This window comes from Streptomyces sp. NPDC101165 (genome assembly GCF_044768135.1).
Classification (GTDB): Bacteria; Actinomycetota; Actinomycetes; order Streptomycetales; family Streptomycetaceae; genus Streptomyces.
In genome coordinates, this window is sequence record NZ_JBIWPG010000015.1 from 156,412 (window position 1) to 181,758 (window position 25,347).

Below are 25,347 nucleotides of genomic sequence, written 5' to 3' on the forward strand. Positions count from 1 at the left end.
TGCTCGGTGTGGGTGGCTCCTGTGCTGGGGGCGCGGGTGTGCTGGAGTCGGACCAGCCCAGGTAGGCGCCGCAGTTGCCGCAGAAGTCGTCCGTGGGGTCGTTGGACGCCCCGCACGCGGGACACGCGCGCATGACGTCACCTCCCTTCGTCGGCGGGCGGGGCGGGCAGGACCTCCACCCGGAAGGCCGTGTGCACCGGGCACATGGCCCGGACGATCTCGCGGACCCTGACCACGTCCACCCGCGCCTCGCGGGCCGGCCACACCCGGACCAGGATCTCGGCGCCCGGCTCGGGCGGTAGCTCGGCACCCGCGGTGCTCGACCACGTAGCGCCGCCGTCGCCGGTCACCTCGGCGTGCACGCCGAGCGCGAGGTGCAGGGCCTCGACCAGACCACGCCCGGTGCCACGCCACCGGTGCAGCTCCACCGCGCGGACGACCGCCTCACGGCGCAGTTCCACGGGCCACTGCGGGGCGTCCGCGACCCCCACCCACGACGCCAGCCAGGCCAGGAAGTCGGTCGGGGTCACCCGGGGGTCGAGATAGGCGGGCAGGTTGTCGAGGGTCGCGAACACCGGGGCGAGGACGGTGTCGAGACCGGCGGTGAAGCGTTGCGCGAAGTCGTCGTCGGCGTACAGGGCGGGCAGCTGCTCGCCGATCGGGTACCTGCTCGGCAGGCCGGGCACGGCGGCGCGGCTCATCCCCGCGCCTCCGGATCGACGGCCGTGACGACCACCTGGTGCTGGTAGGAGAAGACCAGCGCGCCCGGGGCCACGTCGATGCGGTCCGACGGGGCGCCGCGCCGACCGGTGATCGGGTCGGCGGGGAACAGCCTGATGTCCTCCACCAGCGCGTTCCCGGTGGCGCGCTGCAGGACGCCGAAGACGTCGCCGTACTGCACCGGCCGTCCGAACGGCCAACCCGTGCCGTCCGGGCCGCCGTTCAGCGGGTTGAGGTGCCGGAACAGCGCGTCGAGCGCCGCGTCGCGCACCCGGTCGGTGTCGCCCGGCGCCGCCGCGAGCCGGGCCACCACGGTGACGCCCTGGTACACCGGCGGCTCCACCGCGAGACGCGTGCCGATCAGGCGCCGCTCGTCGAGGCTCGTGGTGATCGCTTCGAGCACCTGGTCCGAGGGGATCAGCTGCTCGAAGCGGAGCCGGTCGTCACCCTCGTCGGCCACCGCGTCCGGCACCACGAGGACCCGTACCGCGCCCGGACCGTCCGCGGCGGGCAGACAGCGGACCCGGCGTACCGAGGGCGCGGCCTGGCGGCTGATGATCTCGTAGTCCTCGGCGGTCACCGCGCGCTCCTGCATCCGCAGCACCTCCGGCGCCCGCAGCTTGGCGTTGGCGACGGTCTCCCCGGCGACGCCGCCCCGGGCGGCCTCCCGGTTGGTGACCCGGGCGACGTACGGAACGGAGCTGCGCAGCAAGGAGATCGCGCCACGGGCGACGTTGCCCGCCGGGCCGCCGCCGGTGCGGTAGCGGGCCACCCGGATCTGGGCGCCCTTGGGCGGTACGGCACCGCACTGCCGCAGGGTGCCGTCCGGTTCGCGCAGCGCCGGGGGGAAGCCGAACTCCCCGGTGGTGGCGTCCACCCGGACGTGCGGGTCGGTGGGGCCGGAGCGGCCGAAGTGCTCCACCACCTCCCAGCGCTGCCACCCCTCGGCCGAGGACACCTCGACCACGGGGGGCTCGCCGTCGAGAAGGACCGGCGGGCGGCCGAGCCGGAACGTCTGCCCCGAGACCCCTTCCGAGGTGCCGAGCGGCACATCGGTCACGGTCTCCGCGTGCTCGACGGACATGGTGCCGCCCACGGTGAACACGGCCGCCTCGCGCACCGTCGGGGACTCCGAGTAGAACGGCTGGCCCGGCTCCGCCTCGGTCACCCGGCAGCGCAGCCAGCCGGCCCGGGTCCCGCCGATCACCGATGCCGTGTGCCCGGCCGGTACGTACACGATGACCTCGCCGGGCCGGTTCAGCCCGCCGGTGGTGTCGGTGCCGGTCTCGCACCGCTGCCAGCCGCCGCCGTCCCAGGCCTCCCACACGAGCGGGGGCTGGCGCGGGTCCACGCCGACGCCCTCCACGCGGCTGTCCAGGCGCACCGCGACGACGCAGCGCGGGACCGCCGTCGGCAGGCCGAACAGCACCGCGTCGCCCGGCTCCGGTGCCGCCTGGAAGCAGGGGATGTCGTGGCCCTCGGCGAGCACGGCCGTCCGGTCGGTCTGCTGACCCGACCGCGGTGCCGTCACGAGGCGTATCAACTCGCTGGGGACGATGCGCAGTTCGTCCGTGGTCGTGAACACCACGGCCTCGTCGGTCTCACCGCGCGCGGTGGTCACCTCGGTGCCCGCAGGCAGCGCGACCGTGTCGGGCTGCGGCGCCGAGAGCCAGAAGTCGACGTCGGCGTGGGCCGCGGTCGGCGGGAACAGACGGATGTCCAACAGGTCGAGGAACGCGGAGTAGTTCTTGTCCGGGACCCGGTTCAGCCGGTACAGCAGCTGGTCCACGAGGTAGGCGAACGTCTCGATGAGGGTGACGCCCGGGTCGGAGACGTTGTGGTCGGTCCACTCCGGGGCGCGCTGCTGCACGTACCGCTTCGCCTCGTCGACGAGTTGCTGGAACCGCCGGTCGTCCAGGTTCGGGGAGGGCAGGGCCATCAGTGAGCGCCCGCTTCCTCGGCCCCCTCCTCGGAGGGGATCGTGTAGAAGGGAAAGACCAGGTTGCGCCGGTCGTTGGTGGAACGCACCGTGTAGTGCACGTCGATGTAGAGGGTGCCGTCCTCGACCGCGTCGAAGGCGACCACCACGTCGTCCACCGCGATGCGCGGCTCCCACCGCTCCAGGGCCTCGCGCACCTGCTGCGCGATGCGCCCGGCGGTGGCGCCGTCACCGGGGGCGAAGACGTAGTCGTGGATGCCGCAGCCGAACTCGGGGCGCATGGGGCGCTCGCCGGGCGCGGTGCCGAGCACCAGGCGGATCGCCTCCTCGATCTCCCGCTCCCGTTCGACCATGGCGATCCCGCCGGTCGGCCCGACCCGTAGCGGGAACGCCCAGCCACGGCCGATGAACCGCTCGCTCATCACACACCGCCGATCAGGACGTTCGGGGCGCCGGTCACGATCATGGCGCCGCACGCCGTCTGATCACGCGCCTTGGCGGCGGGCAGCCCACCGATGAGGACGGTGCCCGTCGCGAGCCCGGCCGGGTTGGGCACGACCACGTTGGCTGGTCCCAGGGCGGCGTGCGGCGGTATCACGCAGGTGTGCAGGCTGCCCACGACGGCGGCGGGGCGGCCGCCGATCAGCACCGTCGCCACCGCCGTGGCGGCGCCGGGCGGCGGGGTGGCGATCACCCCGCCGTGGTTGGTGGGGTCGCCGGTACGGGCTGCGGCGGGCATGCGGCGCTCCTTTCGAAATCCCAGGGGACAGGGGTCAGTTGATCCGGATGAGCTTGGCCTTGAGGACGCCGAGGAGACCGCCGTCGACGGTGACGTTCGAGCTGCCGTTGACGCTCACCGTGCGGCCGCCGATCTTCACGCCGACCCTGCCGGCGATGTCCACGTTCCGGCCCGACACGCTCACGTTGCCCCGCCCCGCGTCCAGGGTGATGCCCTTCCTGTCGAGCTGGACGGAGGTGAGGGGTTGCCGGCTGCCCTTCCCCGCGTACACCTTCAGCTCGATCCGGTCCTGCCGGTCGTCGAGGAACACTTCGAGGCGCTCGTCGCCGGTCATCAGCCGCACCCCGGAGCGTCCCGGCGCCCGCGCGTCCAGCAGCTCCACCCGGTGCCCCGAACGCGACACGATGGAGCGGCGGTTGACCTTCCCGCTGGTCCTGTCGATCAGCGGGACGTCGTGCGGCGACGGCTGGTCCACGCCGTTGTAGAGCCCTCCGATGACGTACGGGCTGTCCAGCAAGCCCTGTTCGAAGCCCACCAGGACCTCGTCGTTGACCTCCGGGCTCACCACGCCACCGCCGCCCTTGCCGCCCCACTGCACGGTGCGCACCCAGTCGGTGACGTATGTGTCGTCCAGCCAGGGGAACTTCAGTTTCACCGCGCCGCGCTGGGAACCACCGGGTTCGCGTACGTCCGTCACCACGCCGATCGCCAGTCCCGGCATGCGCGGGCCGCGGGACGGCGCGTTGGCGCCGGTCACCAGGCCGGTGAGCGAACGGTCCGGGCTGGCGCTGACCCACACCGTCGTCCGGTACCCGCCCTGCGGTTCGAGGACGTGCTGCACCGCCGTCGCCGTGTACTTGCCGGAGAACGCCTGCCCGACGTTGCCGAGCGCCACGGGCTTGCCCGCCCGCAGCTTGGGGTTGCCCTCGGCCACCACCTCCAGCTCGCCGAAGCCCGCACTGACCTGGGCGGCCACCGCGTCGGCGACCGCGGTCGTCTCGGCCTGGGTGCGGTACGGGGTGTCGGTGACGGTCAGCTTCGACGACTTGCCGAGCCGGGCGGCGGACGCCGGGCTCAGGCCCGGCACCACCGTGTCGCTGTTCACCGACGGCTGCCGGGACACCAGCGGCCGCTTCGTGGTGACGTCCCAGCCGCGCACCTCCACCTGCTGCGCGCCGTCCGCGGCCGACAGCGAGGCCCGCAGCGCCAGCAGGTTCCGCCCGTACTCCAGCACCATCGGGTTCCGGGTGGCCGAAGTAGACGGCGCGGGCGCGCCGGACGCCTTCTCCGGCTTGGTGAACTGGAGCAGCCCCTTGTCGTCGACGCGCACGTGCGCGCCGCTCTCGGCCGCCAGGAACTGCAGGAAGTCCCAGTCGGACACGTTCGCCTGCGAGAGCTGCTGGTACGTGACGGGCGCGGCCTGCACGGTCCCGCAGGCCAGTCCGGCCCCGGCGGCCACCTTGCGGACGATCGCCGCCGCGGTCATGTTCCGGTACGCCACCACCTTCCGGCCGCGCTGGAGGCGGTGCGCCTTGGAGTAGGCGCGCACCACCGTGAACGAGCCCGTGCGGTCCCGGTCCACCTCCAGGGCCGTCACCTCGCCGTCGAACAGCCGCTCGCGCGCCTGTCCGCTCACAGTCATGACCGACACCCGTAGCGGGGTGCCGATGGTGATGCCGGTCGCCGTCAGGAACTCGTGGTCGGGGTCGCGGAAGGTGAGCACCGCCGCGTCCGGCAGGCCCACGTTCTCGTCCACCACACAACTCACCAGCTGGGCGGCCCAGATCGGCGGAAGTTCGCCGGGTGCCTCCACGATCGGGTCCGCCGCGAACGACCGGCCGCCCTGTTCCCCGGATGTGCTCACCGCTCCTCCTCACCGCCCGCGTCCCGCAGCGCCGGCACCACCAGTTCGGTGCCGGGTACGAGCGCCATCGGGTCGTCGATCTCGTTCGCCTCCGCGATGGCCCGCCAGGCCGTCGCGTCGCCGTACTCCCGCCAGGCCAGCAGGGCCAGGCTGTCGCCCGCCACGACGGTGTGCGTACTGCGGGCGGTGCGCGCGCCGGACGTCGGGTTCTGGCCCGGCGGGTCGACGCTCGCCTCCTCGATCGACAGTGCGCAGGTGGCCCGCAGCGGCTTGCCGTCCACGTCGAAGAGCGTGTAGGTGACCGACAGGCTGGAGAGCACCCCGTCGAACGAGGTCGTCCGCGCGGTGCCCCACTCGAACCGCACCCATGGACTGGCCGGCTTCTTGCGGCCCAGGCTGGCCGGAGTCGGCACGCACGCCTTCATCAGCTTCTCCACCGCCAGTTCCACGGAGTTGTCGTGGGTGGCGGTGGCGTCCAGGAACACCTCCAGGCTCAGCTCGCGCGGGCCGCTGCCGACGAACTCGGGCAGCGCCGACTGGCCCGCCATCCGGGACGGGGAGCGCCGCCACTCGGTGGTCTTGCGCAGTTCCAGGGTGGAGGGGTTGAACTGGAGGCTCAGCCGCGCGATCGTCCCGCCGGGCTTGGCGCCGACGGAGGCCGGGGGCTCCTTCAGCGTCAGCTGGGCCCTGGCCCGACTGGAGCGGGACGCTGGGGACATGCCGGGACTTCCTTTCCGGGACGAAGGGCGAAAACCTGGGAGCGGGACCGTCGTCGAGGGTGCGTCAGGAAGGGCGAAGCCCCTCGTGGGCGATCTCCAGGGTCTCCACCGCGGCCTGCGAGCTGTTGGGGTCGAAGGACGGGCCCTGCCAGCGCACCGGGACGATTCCGAACACCTGCCAGCTGATGATCCGGGTCAGGTCGGGCCGCAGCGCCACGATCTCGCCGTCCTTGGGCTCCACCCGCCGCAGCGTCTCGTCGAGCCAGCGGGCGATCTTCGCCGTGTCGGCGGTGACCGGCCGGGTGAGCGTGATGTTCGACCAGGTCACGCGGCCGGGAAGCTGCCAGGTGAAGTCGTTGTTGCCGCCCTCCGCGTAGCTCTCCATCTCGACCTCGGCGCCCATGCCGGAGCAGGTGTGGAACGCGCCCAGGTCGTTGCCGCCGATCGCGAGCCGGAAGAACACGCTCGTCGCGAAGATGTTGTCCGTCATTCGTCCGTCATCCGTCCGATCCGTTCCGTGCCCTCAGCGGCGTCCGTCGTAGGGACGGCCCGTACGTTCCCGGCCGCGCCGCAGCTCGGTGCGCAGCAGCCGGGCCATCGGGTCCAGCAGGCGGCGCGCCAGATCGTCCAGGTCGATGCCGGGGTCCTGCGGTGCCTCGGCGCGGTGGGGCGTGCGCTTGCCGGAGGCGGAGAACTTGGCGGACGTCGAGGACGCGGTGGACGTGCCGGACGGCTGCTGCTTGCCGCTCGCCGGCGCCGCCTTGGCCGGTCCGCCCCTGGACACGGACTTCCCGGCGCCGGAGACCTCGCGCTGGACGGGGGGTGCCGCCGGGCTGGTGCCGCCGCCCGCCGTCGATCGGGGGCCTGTCGCTACGTTCCTCGGCCGGACCACGGGAACGATCCCGTCCGGTGCCGGTGCCGGTACCGACGTGGCCGGCGGGCGGTCCGCGAGCGGCGGCGCCGGCGGGGCGGTCACCGGCAAGGGCCGCCCCGGTACGGCGGCGGCCCGGGCGAGCGCCCCGGATGTCTCCGTCCCCGGTGGTGCAGGCCGTACGACCGGGACGCGCTGGACGTTCCCCGGGGAACCGGTGCTTCGTACCCCCGAGTTGTCCGGCCCGTGCGCGGTCGCGGCTCGCTGTACCTGTGGCGTCGCCGGGGAACCGGTGCTTCGTACCCCCGAGTTGTCCGGCCCGTGCGCGGTCGCGGCTCGCTGTAGCTGAGGCGTCGCCGGGGTGCCTGCGGACGGGCTCGGGTTCCGGGACGGCCGCGCGGACGCCCCGGTGGGCGGCGCGGGCTCGCCCTGCGGGGCGGCCGGTGTGCCCGGCCAGCGCGCGGCCACCACGGGACGGCCGCCGGTGCGGGAGGCAGCGGGCTGCGCCACCCCTTCCGGAGCACGGGTGTTCACGGTGAGCGGGCGCGCGGAGAGCAACTGGAGGGTGCGGGGTGCCACGGGAGCGGTGTGCGCTCCGGAGCCGGTCGCGGTGAGAACGCGCGGGTCGGCCGCGCCGCGGGGCCGGTCGCCCGCGGTACCGAGGGAGCGGGGTGCGGACGGCGGGCCGGCGGGAGAGGTCCGGCTGCCTGCGGTGCGTTCGGCGCTTCCGGTGCCTTGGGTGCCTGCTTCGGCCAGGGCCCGGGCCACGACGACCGGGCCCGGGGTGCCGTGGTCCTGGGGCCGTTGGCCGCTCGGGACCGGTCCGCCGGAGGTCACACCGGAGCGTGCCGCATTCCCTGCCGGACCTGCCGGGCCTGCCGAGCTTGCCGTACCCGCTGCGCCTTCCGGCACTGCGGCCGGAGACGGCGTGACCAGCGGTGTGGCCGGCCCGTCTCCATGGCTCGTGGGGCGGGGTGCCGTGGTGCCTCCGGTGGTGGTCTGGTCCGCGAAGCTGCGCTGGACGTCGGCGGCCCCCAGCAACGGCGCGTCCGCTCCGCCCTCTCCCCGCCCGAGGGCTGAGGCCTCGCCGGGCGTCCGGTCGCGATCCGTCCCGGACGGTGCCGGAGCGGCTCCGGCTCCCCTGCCCTGGTGGGCCGGGGCGCGCTGGACGTCCGGGCCGGGTGCCGGGCGAGCGGCGCGGGCGCCGGACGCGGCGGAACCGGGCAGGTCGGCACTCGCCGGCAACGCGGGCAGCGGCGCGCCGAGACCACGTCGCACACGTGCGCCGCTCCGGGCCGGGCCGGGGGTACGGCCCGGCTCGTCGGTACCGCCGGGGGTGCCGTGGGCCGTCCCCTTTCCTCCGCTGTCGGCCGGGCGCGGGGCGCCGTGCTTCGTCCCGCTCGCACCGCCGTCAACTGGGCGCGGAGCGCCGTACTTCGTCCCACTCGCACCAGCGTCGGCCGAGCGCGAGGCACCCTGCTTCGTCCCGCTCGCACCGCTGTCAACTTGGCGCGGAGCGCCGTGCTTCGTCCCGCTCGCACCAGCGTCGGCCGAGCGCGAGGCACCCGGCCTCGTCCCGCTCGCGCCACCGTCAGCCGAGCGCGAGGCACCCTCCCTCGTCCCGCTCCCGCCGCCATCGGCCGAGCGCGAGGCACCCGGCCTCGTCCCGCTCGCGCCACCGTCAGCCGAGCGCGAGGCGCCGACTGCGCCGTCCGCTGTGCCCTCGGCGTGCCGCTGGACGACGGGAAGCGCCCGACCGGACACGGCTCCGGCGCCGGACGGGGGCTGTGGGGCGGGGGCGGCCTGCGCCGGCAGGGCGGCCGTGGCGGGCAGCTCGCTCAACGGGGCGCCGAGGGGCCCGCGGCTCGCCGTTCGGGTGGCGGCACGCTGTACGGGGGCGGTCGAGGGCACCCCCGCACCGGCCGGTTCGGTCGCGGCGGAGGTGGGGCCGGGTGCGTCAGGGGCGGTGTTGGCCGCGGTCGCCTGGGTGCCGGCAGGTCGCAGGGCGGGGATACGGCGCGCGGGTCCGGCCGGGCGCCGGGCGACGGTCAGCCGAGTGCCCACCGACCGGAGTCGGACGGCAGGGTGAGAAGTCTCGGCGACGGAGGCGCTGGAAGCCTCCGGCTGTCCGCCTCCCCGAGCGGACGGTGAACCTGTCGTCCGGGCGGCGGGGCCGGAGGGCGTACGGCTTCCTGAACCCGCCGCCGGCCGGGATGCGCTGCCGGAGTCCGGCGCGGCCGCGCCCGCCCGTGCCGCCGGGGCGGCCTCGTCGGACACGGAGCGGGCCATGCCCCCGCCGGCTGCTGCGCCCGGGAGCACCGCCACACGTCGTACCAGCGGAATCTCCCGAGCGGCCGGCGGGCGGCCGGTGTCGGCGGGGGACACGATCGGGGCCGTGCCCGGCGCCGCGGCACGTTGGACGGAGGGAGGTGACGAGGAGAGCACGGCCGGAGAATCCCCGGACGTGAGGCCACGGGGCCGCGGAGCGCTGCTCGAACGCCCCTCCCCCACCGCACTGTTGCCGCTGTTGCCGCCGGGACCCGCCACCACGGGCTCCGGGCCCGAACCCGCTTCCGCCGCTCCCGTACCGCCGGAGCCGCCGACGGTGGGCCGTACGGCGGAGTCGGAGGGCAGAGGGCCGGACGGGACCGCACCGGACGCGGTCGAAGCGGACGGCTCCGAGACGGACGGCGCGGGACCTGATGCCCGCGCCCCCGTACGCGCCCGGCGCTGGACCTGCGGTGTCCGGCTGTCCGGCGTCCGAGCCGTGCCGTCCGCAGTCCCGTCGCCCTGTGGCCCCTCCGCCCCGTCCGAGTGCAGTGCCCGAAGCAGCAGCGGTCCCCCGCTGGTGTGGGTGGGCTGCGCGGCAGCCGGGCGCGTGACACCTCGTACGAGGCCGGTCGGGGCCGTGGGCTGCAGGGCGTGCCCGAGGCCGTTGTCGAACGACGGGTTCTGCCAGGCGGCGAGGCCCGCGCGGAAGGTGAGGCCGTCGCTGACGCCGAGCGGAGCGCGGGAGAGGGTCAGTTCGGGCGCGGCGGTACGGCGCCAGCCGCCGTCCCAGTCGTGCGGCACGGACGGAATCGGCGCGGAGGGAACCGGCGCGGCGGAACCCGAGCCGCCGGGCGTGCTCGGGTCCGGGCGCTCGCCGGACGGACCTCCCGCCGGGGCGCCGGTGCGCCCCGCACGCCGCGGACGCTCCGCCGTGTCCGGTCCTCCGGCGGCCCGGCGGCGCAGCCTGTCCCGCCATGCCATGTGCTCAACCGCCTTCGTTCATGCGGGTGTTGATGCGGGCGATCTCGGCCGCCCACTGCCGGCGCTCGCCGTGGGTCAGGTCGAGGATCTCCTCGCGTTGCCAGTGGAAGTGGTAGGCGATGTACGCGATCTCCTCCCGGAGCCGGGGAAGGGCGTACGTCACGATTCCCCCAGGCGCCCACCCGAGAGGTCGACCTCGAAGCCGCCGTCGCAGTGCGGGCAGGTCACCGCCGCACGGGTGTGGCCCTCGCTGTTGACGCGGCGGTAGAAGTCCTGGAGGAAGGCGACGTCGGTGGCGTACATCCGTTCCACGATCCCGGCGTGCACGTCGGTGATGTTCCCGAGCCGGGTGATCACCTGGCTCAGCAGCACGACGCTCAGGTACGCCGGGTTCTCCTTGACCCGCAGATCGATCTGGGGCCGCAGCTCGTCCCGGGCGGTGGCCAGGCGCATCGAGCCGTGGCGATGCACCGTGCCCGCCTCGTCGACGTACCCGCGCGGCAGCTCGAACTCGAACTCGGTGCGCAGACCGTGGTCCTCCCGGGGCGCCGGAGCGGCGACCGGGGCGGCCGCCGCCTGATCCGGTGCCGCGGCGGGTGCCGTGGCCTGGAGTATCTCTTCCAGGCTGCCCGCCGTGACCGTACGACGCCTCATTCGACGACGATCTCCTCGAACACGATCGTGACGGACTCGGTGGCCGGGGACGACTCGCCCGCCCTCAGGGAGGGGCCCTCCCACCTGGAGGCCCAGCCCTGCAGCAGCTGGATGCGGCGGACCGTGCTGCCCTCGGAGTCCTTGATCTCGATGGTGAGGTTCTGCCGCGCGGAGTTCACGGCGCCCTTGTTCAGCGTCTCCTTGATCCACTTGGTGAACTCGCTGCTCTTGTCGAGTCCCCGGGTGATCGTGATCTCGCCGGCCTGCCGGGCGCCGGGCTGCTTACGGATGATCTGCTTGCCGTCCGCGCTGACCTGCTTGACCTCGACGACCTCCTCTTCGACGGTCAGTCCGCTGATCTCCTGGATCGACTCGACCAGGTAGCCGCCGAGCTGCACGCCGAAGACGTGGGTGGAAAGAGCATCGCCCGTTGCCATGACTGTCTGTCACCTTTTCCTTGCGGACCCGCGGGTCACTCGTCGATGAGGCTGGTGCTGTCGGAGAACTGGGCCAGCCGGAACACCACGAACTCGGCGGGCTTGACCGGCGCGACGCCGATCTCGCAGATGACCCGGCCCTGGTCGATGGACTCCTGCGGGTTGTTGTCGCGGTCGCACTTCACGTAGAAGGCCTCTTCGGCGGTACGGCCGAACAGCGCGCCCTGACGCCACTCCTCGCTGAGGAACGCCGTGACGTTGCGCCGGATGCTCGACCACAGCCGGTCGTCGTTCGGCTCGAAGACGACCCACTGGGTGCCCAGGAGGATCGACTCCTCCAGGTAGTTGAAGAGACGGCGCACGTTCAGGTAGCGCCAGGCCGGGTCGGAGGAGAGGGTGCGGGCACCCCAGATCCGGATGCCCCGGCCGGGGAAGGCCCGGATGCAGTTCACGCCGATCGGGTTCAGCAGATCCTGCTCGCCCTTGCTGAGCCGGAGCTCCAGGTCGACCGCGCCGCGGATCACTTCGTTGGCGGGCGCCTTGTGCACACCGCGCTCGGCGTCGCTGCGCGCCCACACACCGGCGACGTGGCCGCTCGGCGGGACGACGGTGTTGCGTCCGGCGGCCGGGTCGAAGACCCGCACCCACGGGTAGTAGAGGGTGGCGTACCGGGAGTCGTAGCCCGCCTCGTCGTTGCGCCAGGTGCGCACCTGCTGGGCGGTGAGCCCGGGCGGGGCGTCCAGGACGGCGACCCGGTCGCCCATCTGCTCGCAGTGCGAGATCACCGCGAGCTGCACGGTGCGCACGCCCTCGGCGTCGATGTCGCCGCGCTGGTAGGCGCTCATCAGGTCCGGCACCGCGACCATGGTGATCTCGTCGATGGTCTCCAGGCCGCCGAACCCGGTGCGGGCCCCGGCGTCACCGACGTACTCGGCCGGGTCGAGGCGGGACACCGCTCCGGAGCCGGCCACGGCCGGCGCGGCCGGGGCGTCGGCCAGCGCCACGGTCTGGTTGGCGGGCCTGCTCTGGGTGGCACCGCGCTGCTCGGTGACCTCGATCAGCTTGGAGGCGCGGACCTGGTTGACCAGGTACCCCTTGACGTTCTTGCGGGCGGAGGCCTCGTACGTCTCCGCCACCTGGTCGCCCTGGCGGACCAGGACCTTGAAGCGGTCCTCCGGCGGGTTCTCGCCGTCCGCGTCGGCGACCTCCAGCGACACCCCGGAGACGCCCGGCCTGGCCGCGACCAGGAAGCCGCCGAGCTCCGCCGGTTCCACGGCCTTGGTGTCCTGGCGCCTGGCGCCCTGGGCCGCCGGTGCGGAGGTGTCGTCGGCGGATCCGCCGATCCGCACGATGTACGCGGCGCCACCGCCGTTGGCGAAGTAGCCGTAGACCGCGTGCGGCAGGTAGGCGCCCTCGGTGAAGCCACCGAACAGCTGGGTGTACTGGTCCCAGCCGGTGACCAGCGTCGGCGCGTGGAACGGGCCGTTCTCGGCGAAGCCCACGAACGCGGCGACGGCGGTGCCGACCCCTTCGATCGGGCGGGCACCGGACTGCACCTCCTCCACGTACACGCCCGGGGTGAGGTACGTCGGCATGCTCGCTCCTTCGCGTCCTACGGGTCTGTCAGCTGTGTCCAGACCGAGTCTGCGCGGGCGGTCCGCCGGGGCGACAGGGACGCGGGGACCTGGCCAAGGGCAAGATCGCTGCCTTCGGCTGCCCACTCGGGCGGTCCGGCCGCCGCCCGGACTTGCCCTCGTTCTGCCCGTACGGACCTGGACGTCCCGGTCGCCCGGGCGGTCCACTGGGGGGCCGGAGCAGGGGTGCGGCCGACTAGGAGGCAGCGAATTGCGGACGTCCGGGGCGCACACAGAGCAGACCGAGAACCGGCAGGCCACGCGCGGCCCGGCCGCCGCCCGCCGGGAGACGTCCCCGGGCGGCGCCGCCACGCCGCCGCCACTCACCGCCGACGCGCTCCGGGTGGCGCAGCGCGGCGCGGGCAACGCCGCGGTCACCGCCATGATCGCCCGGCGCGCGTCCGCCCGGGAGCAGCCGGACGCCGGGGTGCACGAGGACCCTCACTCGAAGCATGAGCACGGCGCGGGACACGGCCGGGAAGCCGCGGCGCAGCCAAGCGCCGCCGACGCGGTGAACTCCGTGGTGCGGTCCGCCGGCAGCCGACTGCCCGCCTCGCTGCAGCGGGAGATGGAAGCCCGCTTCTCGGGCGAGGACTTCTCCGACGTCGCGGTCCACACCGGCGCCACTGCCCGGCGTTCCGCCGAGGCGGTCGGGGCCGAGGCGTACACCACCGGCACCCGTCACATCGTGTTCCGCGGCACGATCGACAAGAAGACCCTCGCGCACGAACTGGAGCACGTCCGCCAGCAGCGTGCGGGGGCTGTGGCCGGTACCGACGACGGCAGCGGCCTGAGCATCAGCGACCCCTCCGACCGGTTCGAGAGGTCCGCCGAACGCAAGGCCGAGCAGGTGATGCGGGGCGGAGCGGACGTCCAGCGCTCGGTCGCGGACCACACCGCCGACGCCGCGCACCGGACGGCCGTGGCGTCGGTCGAGGTGCAGCGCATGCCCCCCAAGAAGAAGTCGACGAAGAAGCAGACGGGGGGCAACCCACCCGCAGCGGCGCCCGCTGCCTCGAAGAGCACTTTTGATGAAATAAAGGAGTACTTCGAGGAGTGCAGCGAAGAGTTCAAGGCGATGAAACCGAACGAGAAGGAGCTCGTCCTCGAACAGATCGGAATCGTGCCCGACAGCGATCTCTACACGCTCGACGACGTGAAGAACGACGACTCGATGCTGAGCAGCCTCAGCGAGGCGATCGAGAATGAGAAACACGCCCCCGGTTTCTCGGGTCCGGGCGGCGGCAGCAGTGACTGGGCGGCGAGCGCGGTCACTTCGGCACATGCGGAGATGCGGGCGGACCATCCGCACTGGGGCGACAAGACAACCCTCCATCACAAGATCTCCCGGAGCGAGTTGGACGCTGTACTCGCCTCGGCCGAGAAGGACGGGGCGAACGCGAAACCGCTGTTCGAGTTCCTGGACGAGATACGGACGGTACTCAACTCGACCGCGGGGAACAAAAAGGCCCTGCACAACATGCCGGCCAACCTGGAAATGGGACCGGCGAGTGACACGAGGACAGGCGACCCGGGATCCGGAACCGACTTCAACTACACGCCTGCGGGCGCGATGACGCCACGGTCGAGCGAGCTGAAGGACGCACTGAGCTTGGCCACCGCTCCCACCGTCGACTGGGAGGCCGTTGCGGACAAGCTGAGGAAGGCGCAGGACCTTCACGAAAAAGAGTACGGAGGCGCGATACTCTCCCCGCCCGACCTCGAACGGTGGAAGAAAGTGGGCGCCAAGTGGAAGAAGGCCTCCGACTGAGGTCTTCCGTGCCGAGACCGGGGGGAAACGGTTCCGCCGTCCGCGGGCCGCGCCGCCCCCCGTCTCAGACGTCGGCGACGTCCGCCAGGTAAGGCCCGAACTCGCCCTCCAGAACCAGCCGTCCCAGCTTGCGGTACTCCTGCGCGACCGCCGTCACCAGCTGCCGCATGGTGAGCGGGCTGCCTGACTCGGCCGCGAGGTAGGCCGCGGTGACCGCGCAGGCGCGGATGGAGCCGCCGGCGAGTTCGAAGCGGTCGGCGCAGAAGGCGAGGTCCAGGTCCTCGGCGCGGGGCAGCCGGTCGCCCAGGCAGCGCTCCCACAGGGCGAGGCGCTGGCCGGAGTCGGGCACCGGGAAGTCGGCGACCACGTCCAGCCGTCGGGTGAACGCCTCGTCGAGGTTGGCCCGCAGGTTGGTGGTCAGCACCGCGATCCCGTCGAAGGACTCCATGCGCTGCAGCAGGTACGCCGACTCGATGTTGGCGTGCCGGTCGTGCGCGTCCTTCACCTGCGAGCGCTTGCCGAAGATCGCGTCGGCCTCGTCGAAGAGCAGCACGGCGTTGACCGCCGACGCCTCGGTGAAGATCCGTTCCAGGTTCTTCTCGGTCTCCCCCACGTACTTGTCCACCACTGTGGACAGGTCCACCACGTACAGGTCCATGCCCAGGTCGGCGGCGACGACCTCGGCGGACATGGTCTTGCCGGTGCCCGACTCCCCTGCGAACAGCGCGATCACGCCGCGTCCCCGGCCGCCGCCGGGCCGCATCCCCCACTGCCCGAGCACCTGCTCACGGTGGCGGGCGCGCAGCGCGAGTTCGCGCAGCCGCCGGTGAGTGGCCGGCGGCAGCACCAGGTCGTCCCAGCCGACGCCCGGCTCCACCCGGCGGGCGAGCCGCTCGAGCCCCGCGCCGTTCTGGGCCCGTACGGCCGTGCGCAGGTCGTCGGGGCGGACCGGACGCCCCGCGAGGGCGGCCGTGCGCACCGCCACGTCGGCGGCGCGGCGCAACTGCCCGGAGTCCAGGCGGTGCGCGGCGACCGCCTCGGCGAGCGCTTCCACGTCACCGGTCGCGAGGTCGTCACCCGAGATGTGGTCGGCCGCCCCTTCGAGGGCGTGCCTCCAGCGCGCGGCCTGCCGTTCGGGCGAAGGCGCCGGCACGGTCAGGGCGACGGGGGTGTCGGCCGCCCACTCCGGGGCCCAGCCGACCGTGCCGTGTGTGATCAGGGGGATCCCCCGCAGCGCCGCACACAACGCCCCCAGTGTGCCGGCCCGTTCGGTGGGTTCCCCGGGCAGCGCCTCCAGGGGGCCGAGGACGACTCCGGCGCCGGTGAGGCGGGCTTCGAGGGCGGCGATCCGGGCGAGTTCCGGTACGTCGGCCGAGCGGCGGGCGAGGGCCACCGCGTCCAGGACGAGCGGGTGCAGCCCGGCCGCGCGCAGGGCGGCGACGGCGAGACCCGCCGCATCGCCGCCCCGGCTGCGCAGATGGACGAGGCCGACGCCGGTGCCGGCCGCGGCCGCCGTGCGGTGGACGTCGGCCGCGTCGGCGGTCGGGTCCTCGCGGGCCTCGCCGAGCATCCCGGCGAGCCGGGCGTCGGGCCGAGCACTGCCCAGCAGATGCCCGGTGACCCGGTCAGAAACCGCCAACCCCCGTGACAGTGGCGGCCGTTCGGGCTCGGTGACCTCCACCAGACCGCCCGCGATCAGCGGGGCGCCCGGAGCGAGCCGGAACCGGGCGGACGCCGCCCCGGCGAGCCCGCACAGTTCCAGGGCGAGCCCGACCGTGGGGCGGCGTCGTGTCAGGTCGTCGTTGAGGTAGCCGTAGAGCCGCTCGAACCGTGCGTCGAGGTCGGGTGCCAGCGCGACCAGGAGCAGGTCCAGGTCGAGCGGGGACAGCCCGAACCGCCGGGCGAGGCCGTCGAGGACGGACCCGGCGGACGGCCGCCTCGGCTCGTGCGCGGGTACGTCGAGGCCGCCCGGCTCGTCCAGGATGCGGGCCGCCGCCTCGGGGGTGAGGTACTGGCCCCGGTACGGGTCGTCGGGGTCGGGGTCGCCGGCCCGGCGGGCGGCCACCGCGTGCCGCACGCGCTCCTCGATCACGCGAAGCCGCGTCCACAGGTGGTCCACGTCGGCGGAGACGGCATCGGCATCGGGGCGGACGTCGGTTCGGGCGGCCGCCGCAGGTTCGGCGGTGTGCTCCATGTCGTCCGGGACGGCCTCGGCGCCGAGTCGGACGGCGCTTCGGGCAGCCGCGTCGGCTTCGGTACCGGAGGGGCCGGCCGTCTCGGCTTCGTTTTCGGCTCGGGCGTCCGCGACATCTTCGGCGGTGTGTGTCACGGCTGGCGGTCCCCCCTGCGGCGGCGTCGGGCGGGGGCGGGCGGCCGTTCACGCGGGCCGGTGAAGCCCTCCGGGCCCGGATCGCCGACCTCCGTGTAGCGCAGCCTGCGCCCCGACGTCACTTCCTCGCCCTCGCGCCCGGCCGCGGAACGGACGACCAGGCCTTCGGTGACCGGTGGTGCGGCGGCCGTGGTCACGCCGGCGAGCGGTGCCCGTACCCGCACCGGGAGTGAGGCCTTCAGCTCCCCGCCGAGCGCCGACCACACGTCGGAGGCGGCCGGTGCGTCGAGCGCGGCCCCGGCGGTGTCCAGTCCCACGGTCAGGCCGAGTTCGGCGAGCGTGCCGGTGAGCAGCCGCGCGGGAAGCGTGTCGTTGGCCACCAGACAGGTGAGCACCTGCGAGAGCAGCCGGTGTTCGTCCTGCGGGCGGTTCGCCCACGCCGTGACCAGGTACGTCAGCTCGAACCAGCGCGGCGGGCTGCGCCTCGCCACGAGGTGCCCGTCCTCGTCGTACACCTCCCCGGCACCGCTTCCGCGCCGGGTGGCGTCCTCGCGGATGTGGTACAGGAAGACGCACACCGTCGGGGCGCTGCGGCGCGCCGCCCAGTCCCGGGTGGGGGCGTCGAAGACCACGTCGACGCCCGATGCCTCCAGGCCCGACTCGCCGAGCAGGCGGCGCAGCCCCTCGTCGACCTCGTGGATCACCGGCGGGTCACCTCGTCGGGCGGCTGCACGCTGCCGCTGACCACCAGGAAGTCGGTGGTCACCGGTGAGAACCCGGGGCCCTTGGCGGTGATGATGCGCGGTCCCGTCTGGTCCTTGGCGAGGATGAGCAGCTGGCCGATGAACGTGCCGTCCGGCTTCGGAACGGTCGGCGCCGCGGCCGCGGTGATCCCCGGCTTCCAGGTGAACCGCACCGGCACGCCCGGCGGGAAGTCCTTGCCGCGCACCGAGGTGACGAATCCGGGCTTGCCGATGTCGGGCACCGCGATGATGCGCGGCTGCAGGATGCGCAGCCGCTGCCGTGCGGTGTTGTCGCTCTTGTCGGCGTCCGTGCCGGTGGTGGTGAGGACGCCGGTGACACGGCCGGTCAGCGCCTTGTCGGGGCTGAGCACGACACGTACGACGGTGCTCGCGCCCGGCGTCAGGTCCGGCAGCGCGCACACCCAGGAGCGGTCGCAGCCCTCCGGCGGGCCGCTGTTCGGGATGCCCTTGGGCAGGCCGATGCGCAGCCGCAGACCGGTCGCCAGCGCGTTGCGGCCGTTGCGCACCGTGTACGTCACGACCACGCGCCCGCCGACGTAGCCGGGGTTCGGCTGGGCCGTGACGCGCACCCCGGGCCCGGCCTTGGGCTCCTGCGGCCTCGGCGGCACGGGGGGCGGCGGCGTCGGAGTGGGCGGCGTCGGGGTCGGCGTGGGGGTCGGGGGCGGCGTGGCCTCGCGCACCGGGACCACGGTCCGGCCCGCGTTGTCGCTGGGCCGCGGATCCAGGACGGTGCCGGTGACCGACCAGTCGACGGGCGCGTCGCCTGCGGTGACCCCGGTGAGGGTGACGTCCACCGGAACGGTCGTGCCGGGCGGCACCACGCCCACGTCGCACTGCAGGGAGGCGGCGTCGCAGGTGCCCCCGGACCAGGTGATCCGGGTGACGCGCACGCCGAGCGGCGGGGCGACGGTCAGCCGGGTGCCGGGGGAGGCGGCGGGGCCGTTGTTCACGACGTCGACGCGGACCGTGGTGGAGTCGCCGACGGTCACCTCCGGGACGGTGCCCGGCGCCTTGACGGCGAGGTCGACGGACTGCTGGACGCTGGGTTCCTTCTGCCGGCCCGGAAGCTCGGTCGTGAGCTTGGTGAGCCTGCCGGACGCGATGTCCAGGAGCTTGAGTTTCTCGGGGGTGTTGACCGGGCGGCCGGGGCGGGCGCTGATCACCAGCCCCTTGCCGTCGGCCGTCCAGGCGGCGTCCCGGGGCTGGAACGGGCCGGTGTTCTCCGGCAGTTCCCGGCGGCAGGCGCCGGGCAGGCCGCGGGCGGCGGTGGGCAGCAGCACCTGGCAGTCGTCGCCCGACAGCGACGTCAGGAGGATGCCGTTCTGCTCGTCGATCCGGCCGGCGCCGTTCTTGCGGTTGAAGGCGATGCCGAGACCGTCCGGGGAGAACGCCGGGCTGTCGTCGATGACCGCGCAGTCGCCCGGGCAGATCGTGGCGCTCAGGTCGCGCTGCCGGGACAGGTTGTCCACGGGCACGGTCCAGACGTGCTTGTTGCCGCCGCCACCGTTGATCTGCATGTTGCGGGTGAAGGCCAGGGTGGCGCCGTCGGAGGACCAGGTGGGCTGGGCGTCCTGGCCCTGGAGCTGCCCGGCCGGCGGGGTGATCTGGCCGATGATCGCGCCGGTGGCGACCTCCGCGATGAGGATGCGGCTGGGTCCGGCGGCCTGGCCGACACCGCCCGGCGAAGTCCGGGTGAAGGCGAGGTACTTGCCGTCCGGGGAGAACGTCGGGTCGGTGTCCCAGTCCTTCGCCCCGCGTCCCGCCAGCGGCAGGGGGGCGGCGTTGGAGCCGTCGGCGTCCGTCATCCAGATCCGCTCGATCCGCCGGCCGTCGGCGTTGTTCTCGAAACGGGTGACGACGATCCGGCGGCCGTCGGGCGTGTAGTTCTGCCGCTCGGTCCACGGGTCGTACCCGGCCGCGGGCCGGAACAGCGGGTCCTTGGCGGGATCGGTGTCGGTGTCGGCCGCCGGGTCCTCGTCGAGGATCGTCAGCCCCAGGTCCCGGGGGTCCGCCCCGTCCATCCGGATGTCCTGCAGGGTCACCACGTGCGGGGTGGCCGCCGAGGTGCGCTCCACGACCACGCCGCCGCCGTCGAGCGGCCCGAGCCAGGTGGGCGAGAGGACCTCGCGGTTCTCGTTGAGCTCCAGCTTGGGGACCTGGTCGGAGTGGGCGGTCGCCCGGAACACGTGGTCCCAGTCGCCCTCGCACTCACAGGTGATCTCCGGGCTCAGGAACAGCACTCCGTCCCCGTCGGGCAGCCACGCTGCCCCGTGGGCACGCCACTGTGCCCGCGCGCCCCCGAGGAGCGGCTCGTCACCGGTGCCCTCCGCGTTCGTCACCCGCAGCCGGGGCACGGACCGCCCGTCGACGGTGGTCGTGGCGGTGTACGCGATCCAGTTCCGGTTCTCGTCGTCGTTCACCGGGTTCCACGCCGGTTCGCCGGCCGTGCCGTTCGCCGGGTCGGTGACCCGGGTGGCGGTGCCGCCGTTCAGGGGCCGGACGTAGATCTGCTGCCCGGCCGCCGGGTCGCTGTCGCTGGAGTACGCCAGGCGCTGCCCGTCCGGGGACACCGTCGGGCACTCCTCGTCGGCGGGCGTGTCGGTCAGCCGGGTCAGGCCGGTGCCGTCGGTGCGCACCAGCCACAGGTCGCGCTGCGTCCCGCCGTCCGGGCCACCGGGTGCGGCCGCGTCGAACACCACGGCCCGGCCGTCCGGCGTCAGCCGGGGGTGTGCCGCGTCCATGCCCCTGGTGAGCCGGCGTACCGAACCGTCGGCGGACCGCAGGTAGATCTGCGGCTTCTTCTCGTCGCGGCGGCTGGCGAAGACCATCTGGTCGCCGAGGGCGGACGGCTGGACGTCGTTGTGGGCCGGGCCCGCGCCGAACAGCGGTGTGCTGGAGGTGGTGGTGGCGACCCGGCCGAGACTGCGGTGCCGGGTACCGGCGTACGCGACCCGGGTCGCCGCGGCGTCGGCCGACCTCGCCCGGGGTTCGGCGCTGCCCGGCCCCGCGGCCGCGGCCACCCCGAACAGCGGGACGAGCAGCAGCAACGCCGAGCCGAGTCTCCCCAGGCGGTACCGCCCGCCGGAGCCAGCGGTTTCCATCGCGGTCCCCTTCGCAGTGTGGTGCGGCATCCGGATGTGCCCCCGCCACCCTGCATCGGCCGTGCGCGGCGCGACAGGGCGGCGGGGCCGTACCCGGGGGAAGAGCGCGGTGCGCTTTCGGGCAGTGCCGGGTTCCCGGCCGTCGCCGGGCCGGCCGTCGGATCGGCCCTCGGCCCGGCCCGGCCCGACGGCGCCGTCCGTCAGATCAGCCCGTTGCGCAGCGCGTAACCGACCGCGTGGGCCCGGTTGCGCAGCTGCAGCCGGGTGATGATCTCGTGCAGGACGTTCTTGACGGTGCGTTCGGAGTACGCGGTCTTGCGGGCTATCTCCGAGGTGTCCAGGCCCTCCGACACCAGGCGCAGCATGTCCGCCTCGCGCGTCGTCAGGGTGGACAGGGACAGGCTCCCGTGGTCGAACGCCGAGCGCTGCAGGCTGCCGACGTGGGAGAGCAGCTTGCCGAGCAGGTCGCCGGGCAGCACTCCCTCGCCGTTGGCCAGCGCCAGGACCAGGCGGAGGAGCTGGTCCTGGTCGGCCTCGGCGCGGCGCAGCACCGCCGCCACGCCGCACTCGATGACCCGTTGCAGCCCGCCGGCCCCGAGGGTGCCGACCACGAGGCCCGTGTGCGTGGCGTTGTTGTGCCGCAGTCGGTTGAGCAGGGCGGCGACGTCGTCGTCGACGCTGTCCACGACCACCAGAGACACCTGGGCCCGGTCCGCGTCGGCCTCGTCCACCAGGTCGATCTCGGGGCGCTGGCGCAGCTGCTGGACGACGCCGATGCGCAGGACGGGATCGGCGGCGTAGAGGGCCACGGTCACCGGGTTCGGGCGAGCTGGGCGGGAGGTCCGGTGGGTCGAGTCGATCCGAGCGGCAGCATGTGACGTGGCGTCGGACATAACAGGGCCGTTCTCCTCAACACGGGACATGGTGTACCTGCTTCATGAGTTCGTGGGGGTAAGAAATGCAGCTCGAGGCGACCACGGGAGGGCGGCGCACGGGAGGCGGCGCGCCACATCAACGACCCGCTGTCACAAAGACGTTCGACTTGGCTTCCCGGGCATCGTGACTGCCCGGGTGTTGCCCTCGCGTTCCTCGCCGCGCTCCGGAGCGCTCTCCTACCGTGCTGGCGTGACGCCTTCCGCAGCCTCTTCCGGGCCCGGTGCGCCCGGCCTCGACATCCCGGCCGTGACAGTGACGCCGGGTGACATCGCCACCACCACTCTGACCGTGCGCAACGACAGCGACATCGTCGAGGCGTACAGCCTGGAGGTCGTCGGGGACTGCGCCCCCTGGACCACGGTGGAACCCGCGCGCGTCTCGCTGTACCCCGGCACCTCCGAGACGGTGACGCTCCGTCTGACGCCGCCGCGCTCCCCGGAGATCCGGGCCGGCGACAAGCCGCTCGGCGTGCGGGTGCTGCCGACCGAGCACCCCGAGTCGGTGCGGGTCCTCGAAACCACCGTGCACGTCGAGGAGTTCCACGAGCTGCAGACCGAGCTGGCCCCGCGCCGCCGGCGCGGCTGGCTGCGCGGCCGCTACCGGCTGGCCGTGCGCAACCAGGGCAACACCCCGGTGCAGGTGCGTTTCGCTCCCGGCCAGGCCGGCGAGGAGCTGGGGTTCGCCTTCACCCCGGCGGAGCCGAAGCTGGAGCCCGGTGAGTCGACCGAGGTCGCGCTGCGGGTCCGCACGGCCAAGCCGGTGTGGTTCGGCAATCCCGTGGTGTGGCCGTTCACCGTGGACACCGCCGAGACCGGGGACCGGGAGGAGGCGGAGACCAGACGGGACGAGCCCGCCGTACGGGCGCCGCTGGACGCGGAGTTCGTCCAGATACCCATCTTCCCGAAGTGGCTGCTCGCACTGCTCGCCGCGCTGCTCGCGCTGTTGCTCGCCTGGTTCGCGCTGGTCCGTCCGGCGGTGCGCAGCGCCGCCAAGGAAGCGGCCCACGAAGCGGTCCAGCCCCGTCCCACGACCGCCGGGGACCAGGGCGCCGGGGACTCTCCGGGCACCGGTGGGAACAACAAGCCCGGCGGCAAGGCATCGGGGGCACCGTCCGGAACCGGCGGTGACGGCGGCTCGGGTGACGGCGGTTCGGGCGGCGACGGCACTTCCGGCGACGGCCGGCAGAGCTCGGCGACCATCGACCTGAAGACGTCCGGCGGGCAGACGAGGACCGGTACCTACAAGGTGCCCAAGGACAGTGTCTTCGGGGTCACGGACATCGTCGTCGCCAACTTCCAGGGCGACGAAGGGGTGCTGACGATCACGTTCGGCGAGCGCAAGATCACCACGATCGCGCTGGAGACCTTCCGGAACCAGGACTACCACTGGGTGACCCCCATCAAGATCCCCGCGAACGACACCGTGACCATCAACGTGACGTGCGCGAAGCCCGGTACACCGGCCACCGGCCGTCAGGCACAGGGGTGCCACGAGGTCCTCAACGTCAGCGGAGTGCTCAGCCGTACCAGGGAATGAACCGGTCCTTCCGATTCCGGGCCATTGTCGATCGTTACCGACAGGTAATGTAAAGGGTTGGCTTTTGTTCCGGCCGGAAATCGGCAATCCAGGACCAAAAAGCACACCCTTACCGAAAGGAACAGGTCGCCGCGGCCTGTCGGGGCGCTCGCTACCCCGCGTGCAGCATCAGCCCGATCCCCACGACCAGCAGACCCGCCGCCGCGATCCGCGGTGCACCGAAGCGCTCCTTGAAGAACAGGGCGCCGATGGCGGCGCCCACGATGATCGAGGACTCGCGCAGCGCGGCGACGGGGGCGAGGGCGGCGCGGGTCTGGGCCCACAGGACGAGGGCGTACGCGGCGACGGACAGGGCGGCGCCGAGGAGGCCGAGGAAGGCGTACGGCCGTAGCTGCCGGACCGTGTCACCGCGTACGCGCGCGTACATGTACGCGGGCACGACGGCACCCTGAACGGCCATCAGCCAGGCGATGTAGCCGAGCGGCGCGTGCGAGGCGCGTACGCCCAGGCCGTCGATCACCGTGTACGCGGCGATGGTCAGACCGGTCGCCAGGGCGGCTCCGATCGCGGCCCAGTTGGGCCGGTGGCCGCGCAGCCCCCACAGGCTGACACCGGTGAGCCCGACGCACGACACGGCGATCCCGGCCGCCGCCCACGCGCCGGGCACCTCGTGCGCGAACACCGCCGCCAGCACGGTCACCACCAGCGGTGCGCTGCCGCGCGCGATCGGGTACGTCTGCCCGAAGTCGCCCAGCCGGAACGAGGTCATCAGCAACGCGTAGTAGGCGATGTGCACGCACGAGGAGGCGAGCAGGTACGGCCAGGCCGGCCCCGCCGGAAACGCCACGAACGGCGCCGCCGCGAGCCCGATGAACATGCCGCCGCCGGAGATCAGCGTGAACCCCACCAGTTTGTCGGTGATGCGGTGCGCGATGGCGTTCCAGCTGGCGTGGGTGACCGCGGCGAGCAGTACCGCCGCGGTGACCAGTGGCGTCACGCGGTCTGCTCGCGGACGTCCACCAGGTCGGCACCGGCGTGGGCCACGAGTGCCTTCGGCTCGATCGGGAAGACCGTGTGCGGTGTCCCGGCGGCCGCCCACACCACGTCGTGCGCGAGCAGCGAGCGGTCGGCGAGGACCCGGGTGCGGGTGCGGTGGCCGAACGGCGGTACGCCGCCGATGGCGTACCCCGTGGTCTCGCGTACGACGTCGGCGTCGGCCCGGGTGACCTTCCCGGCCCCCAGCACCTCCCGCACCCGCTCCACGTCCACCCGCGAGGCCCCGTCCATCAGCACCAGCACCGGTACCCCGTCCGCCGCGAAGACCAGCGACTTGCAGATCCGGCTCAGCTCGCACCCGATCGCCGCGGCGGCCTCGGCGGCGGTACGGGTGGCCTCCGGGAACCGGCGGGTGCGGGCGAGGAGTTCCGCCGGCCCGAGCGCGCGGAGGGCTTCGGCGAAACGGGGGTGGGCTCCGGACTCTTCGGCGTCAGTGGCGGCTGTCGTCGTCATGGTGGGCACGCTACGACATCGCCCGAGCCGCGCTCACGGGGTTTTCCGTGCGGCCGCGTCAGCCGACCCGGCCCCACGTCCACAGGGCCAGGGCCGTCGGCACCGGGAAGGCGAGGGCGCCCAGCAGGAGCAGGCGGGTGAGCGGGGCGAGGCGGCGGACGCCGGGGGCGAAGGCCAGCGCGAACAGGGCCGCAGCGGCGCCGACGACGGTCAGGACGTACGGGAGGGCGATGGCCCGGGTCTGAGCCCAGGACGCGCCGTCCGCCAGGCTCCACAGGGCCACCATGCCCACGAGGAACGTCAGCCAGCCGACCGAGGCGAGGGTGAGGATCCAGAGCAGGACGGCCAGCAGACCCACCGCGGTCTCGCCCCGGCGCTGCCGCGGTGCCGGGGGCGCCGGCTGCGCGGGGCCGTACAGGTTCGCGTACGTCTGGGGATTCACCGGCGGTTCCTTTCGTGCCTCTGCGGACGACCACGATCTTCCGCCGGGAGCCGCCGGTGCGGCATGGGCGCGGGTACTCAGTGGGTACTCATCCGCCCCGCGCCCCGCCTGAGTCACGGAAGAAGCCGGT

The 25,347-nt window shown here is 73.6% G+C and carries 21 protein-coding genes; 2 read left to right on the top strand and 19 right to left on the bottom strand.

What is annotated here, in order from left to right; genetic code table 11:
- Nucleotides 1-137: 137 nt before the first annotated feature.
- From ACIRVH_RS30160 to ACIRVH_RS30215, 12 genes are all read right to left on the bottom strand, one after another.
- Complete coding sequence (locus ACIRVH_RS30160) at nucleotides 138-701, bottom strand: phage tail protein (protein WP_403959519.1); 564 nt, start codon at nucleotides 699-701, stop codon at nucleotides 138-140.
- On the bottom strand, nucleotides 698-2,659 hold the full coding sequence (locus ACIRVH_RS30165) for a putative baseplate assembly protein (RefSeq protein WP_403959522.1): 1,962 nt from the start codon (nucleotides 2,657-2,659) through the stop codon (nucleotides 698-700). Before ACIRVH_RS30165 ends, ACIRVH_RS30160 begins: the two co-directional genes overlap by 4 nt.
- A complete protein-coding gene (locus tag ACIRVH_RS30170; RefSeq protein WP_097254132.1) occupies nucleotides 2,659-3,081 on the bottom strand; it encodes a GPW/gp25 family protein in 423 nt (140 codons plus the stop codon). The genes ACIRVH_RS30165 and ACIRVH_RS30170 overlap by 1 nt, the downstream gene beginning before the upstream one ends.
- A complete protein-coding gene (locus ACIRVH_RS30175; protein ID WP_403959525.1) occupies nucleotides 3,081-3,398 on the bottom strand; it encodes a PAAR domain-containing protein in 318 nt (105 codons plus the stop codon). Before ACIRVH_RS30175 ends, ACIRVH_RS30170 begins: the two co-directional genes overlap by 1 nt.
- A gap of 34 nt (nucleotides 3,399-3,432) precedes the next feature.
- Entirely contained in the window at nucleotides 3,433-5,262 is a 1,830-nt protein-coding gene (locus ACIRVH_RS30180) for a VgrG-related protein (protein WP_403959528.1), read from the bottom strand.
- On the bottom strand, nucleotides 5,259-5,981 hold the full coding sequence (locus ACIRVH_RS30185) for a LysM peptidoglycan-binding domain-containing protein (RefSeq protein ID WP_403959531.1): 723 nt from the start codon (nucleotides 5,979-5,981) through the stop codon (nucleotides 5,259-5,261). The genes ACIRVH_RS30180 and ACIRVH_RS30185 overlap by 4 nt, the downstream gene beginning before the upstream one ends.
- Nucleotides 5,982-6,045: 64 nt before the next feature.
- Nucleotides 6,046-6,471 carry a phage tail protein gene (locus ACIRVH_RS30190; protein WP_145876481.1) on the bottom strand — a complete coding sequence of 142 codons (426 nt, stop codon included), beginning with the start codon at nucleotides 6,469-6,471 and terminating at the stop codon, nucleotides 6,046-6,048.
- Nucleotides 6,472-6,504: 33 nt separating this feature from the next.
- On the bottom strand, nucleotides 6,505-10,104 hold the full coding sequence (locus ACIRVH_RS30195; protein WP_403959534.1) for a hypothetical protein: 3,600 nt from the start codon (nucleotides 10,102-10,104) through the stop codon (nucleotides 6,505-6,507).
- Between the two features lie 4 nt (nucleotides 10,105-10,108).
- Nucleotides 10,109-10,267, bottom strand: a complete 159-nt coding sequence (locus ACIRVH_RS30200) for a DUF6760 family protein (protein WP_403959537.1) — start codon at nucleotides 10,265-10,267, stop codon at nucleotides 10,109-10,111.
- On the bottom strand, nucleotides 10,264-10,758 hold the full coding sequence (locus tag ACIRVH_RS30205) for a hypothetical protein (RefSeq protein ID WP_403959540.1): 495 nt from the start codon (nucleotides 10,756-10,758) through the stop codon (nucleotides 10,264-10,266). Before ACIRVH_RS30205 ends, ACIRVH_RS30200 begins: the two co-directional genes overlap by 4 nt.
- On the bottom strand, nucleotides 10,755-11,195 hold the full coding sequence (locus tag ACIRVH_RS30210) for a phage tail protein (protein ID WP_403959543.1): 441 nt from the start codon (nucleotides 11,193-11,195) through the stop codon (nucleotides 10,755-10,757). The genes ACIRVH_RS30205 and ACIRVH_RS30210 overlap by 4 nt, the downstream gene beginning before the upstream one ends.
- Before the next feature lie 35 nt (nucleotides 11,196-11,230).
- Nucleotides 11,231-12,790 (bottom strand): phage tail sheath family protein, encoded by a 1,560-nt coding sequence (locus ACIRVH_RS30215; protein WP_403959546.1) that lies wholly within the window; start codon nucleotides 12,788-12,790, stop codon nucleotides 11,231-11,233.
- 250 nt (nucleotides 12,791-13,040) lie between these two features.
- Here ACIRVH_RS30215 and ACIRVH_RS30220 point away from each other — a divergent pair, with 250 nt between their 5' ends.
- Complete coding sequence (locus ACIRVH_RS30220) at nucleotides 13,041-14,600, top strand: DUF4157 domain-containing protein (RefSeq protein ID WP_403959549.1); 1,560 nt, start codon at nucleotides 13,041-13,043, stop codon at nucleotides 14,598-14,600.
- Between the two features lie 64 nt (nucleotides 14,601-14,664).
- Here the strand turns inward: ACIRVH_RS30220 and ACIRVH_RS30225 are convergent, their stop codons facing one another.
- From ACIRVH_RS30225 to ACIRVH_RS30240, 4 genes are all read right to left on the bottom strand, one after another.
- Nucleotides 14,665-16,794, bottom strand: coding sequence for an AAA family ATPase (locus ACIRVH_RS30225; protein ID WP_403959779.1), 2,130 nt, complete (start codon nucleotides 16,792-16,794; stop codon nucleotides 14,665-14,667).
- Nucleotides 16,795-16,925: 131 nt separating this feature from the next.
- Nucleotides 16,926-17,633, bottom strand: a complete 708-nt coding sequence (locus ACIRVH_RS30230; protein ID WP_403959552.1) for a DUF4255 domain-containing protein — start codon at nucleotides 17,631-17,633, stop codon at nucleotides 16,926-16,928.
- The gene (locus ACIRVH_RS30235) at nucleotides 17,630-20,794 is read right to left on the bottom strand and encodes a hypothetical protein (RefSeq protein WP_403959555.1); all 3,165 of its coding nucleotides are present in this window, start codon (nucleotides 20,792-20,794) and stop codon (nucleotides 17,630-17,632) included. Before ACIRVH_RS30235 ends, ACIRVH_RS30230 begins: the two co-directional genes overlap by 4 nt.
- A gap of 200 nt (nucleotides 20,795-20,994) precedes the next feature.
- Nucleotides 20,995-21,687, bottom strand: a complete 693-nt coding sequence (locus ACIRVH_RS30240; protein ID WP_403959558.1) for a LuxR C-terminal-related transcriptional regulator — start codon at nucleotides 21,685-21,687, stop codon at nucleotides 20,995-20,997.
- A gap of 232 nt (nucleotides 21,688-21,919) precedes the next feature.
- On the opposite strand from ACIRVH_RS30240, the gene ACIRVH_RS30245 reads away from it, so the two are divergent.
- Nucleotides 21,920-23,266 (top strand): hydrolytic protein, encoded by a 1,347-nt coding sequence (locus ACIRVH_RS30245; protein WP_403959561.1) that lies wholly within the window; start codon nucleotides 21,920-21,922, stop codon nucleotides 23,264-23,266.
- Between the two features lie 151 nt (nucleotides 23,267-23,417).
- Here the strand turns inward: ACIRVH_RS30245 and ACIRVH_RS30250 are convergent, their stop codons facing one another.
- Genes ACIRVH_RS30250 through ACIRVH_RS30260 form a run of 3 tightly spaced genes read right to left on the bottom strand, consistent with a single transcriptional unit; the run spans nucleotide 23,418 to nucleotide 25,217 of the window.
- Nucleotides 23,418-24,263 (bottom strand): EamA family transporter, encoded by an 846-nt coding sequence (locus ACIRVH_RS30250; protein WP_403959564.1) that lies wholly within the window; start codon nucleotides 24,261-24,263, stop codon nucleotides 23,418-23,420.
- Nucleotides 24,260-24,775 carry a YbaK/EbsC family protein gene (locus tag ACIRVH_RS30255; RefSeq protein ID WP_403959567.1) on the bottom strand — a complete coding sequence of 172 codons (516 nt, stop codon included), beginning with the start codon at nucleotides 24,773-24,775 and terminating at the stop codon, nucleotides 24,260-24,262. Before ACIRVH_RS30255 ends, ACIRVH_RS30250 begins: the two co-directional genes overlap by 4 nt.
- 58 nt (nucleotides 24,776-24,833) lie before the next feature.
- Nucleotides 24,834-25,217: a hypothetical protein gene (locus tag ACIRVH_RS30260; RefSeq protein WP_403959570.1), complete on the bottom strand. Its 384-nt coding sequence runs from the start codon at nucleotides 25,215-25,217 to the stop codon at nucleotides 24,834-24,836.
- Nucleotides 25,218-25,347 lie beyond the last annotated feature (130 nt).